At 69.3% G+C, this 2011-nt stretch carries 2 protein-coding genes; both read right to left on the bottom strand.

Annotation, left to right across the window (positions count from 1 at the left end; genetic code table 11):
- The coding region (gene istB, locus EJ903_RS26185) for an IS21-like element helper ATPase IstB (protein ID WP_126620801.1) at positions 1-796 on the bottom strand (796 nt) is incomplete at its 3' end.
- Positions 793-2011: IS21 family transposase (istA, locus tag EJ903_RS26180; protein WP_126620800.1), on the bottom strand; the 1219-nt coding region annotated here is incomplete at its 5' end. The genes istA and istB, both read right to left, overlap by 4 nt.

Raw genomic sequence — 2011 nt, 5'->3', positions numbered from 1 at the left:
TGATTGTCGCGCGGGAGGGCGGGCGTCCTGGTCCGCGTTTACGCTCCAGGGCGGCTCGCCGCCGATAGCTTTCGACGTTCATCTCGAAGATGGTGGCGTGGTGAACGAGCCGGTCGATGGCGGCCAGGGTCATGGCTTGGTTCGGAAAGATCCGCCCCCACTCGCCGAACGGCTGGTTGGCCGTTATCAACAGCGAGCGGCGCTCGTAGCGGGTTCCGATCAACTCAAAGATGACGCTGGTTTCGGCCTGGTCCTTGTTGACGTAGGCGAAGTCGTCGAGGATCAGCAGGTGGTACTTGTCGAGCTTGGCGATCGCTGATTCCAAGGCCAGATCGCGCCGGGCGATCTGCAGCTTCTGGACGAGGTCGGTGGTCCGGGCGAACAGGACGCGCCAGCCGTTTTCCACCAACGCGCAGCCGATGGCGGCGGCGAGATGGCTTTTGCCGCCGCCGGGCGGCCCGAACAGGATCAGGTTGGCGCCCTTTTCCAGCCAGCTGTCCCCGGCGGTGAGCGCCATGACCTGAGCCTTGCTGACCATCGGCACGGCGTCGAACTCGAAGGTTTCCAGCGTCTTTCCCGGCGGCAGGCGGGCCTCGTCGAGGTGGCGTTCGATCCGCCGGCGGGCACGTTCGGCCATCTCGTGCTCGGTGAGCGCGGCGAGAAAGCGGGCGGCGGGCCAGCCCTCCTTGTCGGCGCGGGCGGCGAACTCCGGCCAGATCAGCTTGATCGCCGGCAGGCGCAGGTCGCCCAGCGCCAGCGACAGGCGGGCGGCGTCGATGGGGTCGGACGGGCTCATGCGGCGGCTCCCGGACGGACGGTGCCCAACTCGTCGTAGACGCTCAGCGGCACCAGTTCGACCACGACGTCGGTGATGGCCGGGGTGGCGGGCTGGAAGCACTCGCGCAAGCCCTGCGGATCGGGCAGCCGACCGGCGTCCAGTTCGGCGTCGAGGACCTGGGCCAGTTCGGCCTCGCAGCCGCGTTCATGGGCGAGCGACAGCAGGCCGACGGTGATGGTGCAGGCTTGGCGCTCGCTGCCGGCGGCCAGCAGCGCCTCGAAGACGCGGGCGTAGGCGCGGCGGGGAAACAGCTGGTCACGGTAGACGAGGTTGAGCAGCGCCATCGGCTTGCGCCGCAGCGCGTGGATGACGTGGCGGTAATCGACGACATGGCCATGCTTGCCGTTGCCCCGCGACCGACCGCGGGGCAGCGTCGCCACCAGCGTGCCGCCCAGGAAGCAGTCCAGGCGGTCGTCGAACAGGCGCACGCGCAGGCGATGGCCGATCAGCCGGGAGGGCACGGTGTAGAAGACCTTGCGCAGGGTGAAGCCGCCGCTGGAGGTGACGTGGACCAGCGCCTCCTCGAAATCCCCGGCGCGCCCCGCCGGCAACGGCTTGAGGATGGCGCGTTCGGCCTCGACCGGCTTGGCCCGGCGGGCGTTTTGCTGGCCGACGACCTCGTCGATGAAGCGCCGGTAGGCGGCCAAGCCGTCGAAGTCGCGGGTTCCGCGCAGCAGCAGGGCGTCGCGGACGGCGTGCTTGAGGTGGCCGTGGGCGCTCTCGATGCTGCCGTTCTCATGGGCGACACCGCGGTTGTTGCGGGTCGGGATCATGCCATAATGGGCGCAGAGCTGCTCGTAGCGGTGGGTGGCGTCCTCGGCGGTGTCGCGCTCCAGGTTGCGGAACGCCGCCGACAGGCTGTCGCTGCGATGTTCGGCCGGCACCCCGCCGAGCGACCACAACGCGTTCTGCAGCCCTTCGGCCAAGGCGACGAAGCTTTCGCCGCCGAGCACGACATGGGCGTACTCCCAGCCGGAATAAGCGAGGCGGAAATGGTAGAGGCGGTGTTCGAGGGGCTGTCCGACGACGGTGACGGCGAGTTCGGCCATGTCGGTGAAATCGGACAGGCCCATGCGGCCGGGCACGTGCTCCTGCCGGAAAACAACGTCCTGGTCGGGGCCGTTAACCGCCCGCCAGGCGCGGATGCGCCGCTCCAGCGTGCGGCGGACGCCC

It is taken from the genome of Azospirillum griseum, assembly GCF_003966125.1.
Lineage (GTDB): Bacteria > Pseudomonadota > Alphaproteobacteria > Azospirillales > Azospirillaceae > Azospirillum > Azospirillum griseum.
Note: the sequence above shows the minus strand (reverse complement) of the source record. Positions and strands in the feature narration are given on the sequence as shown.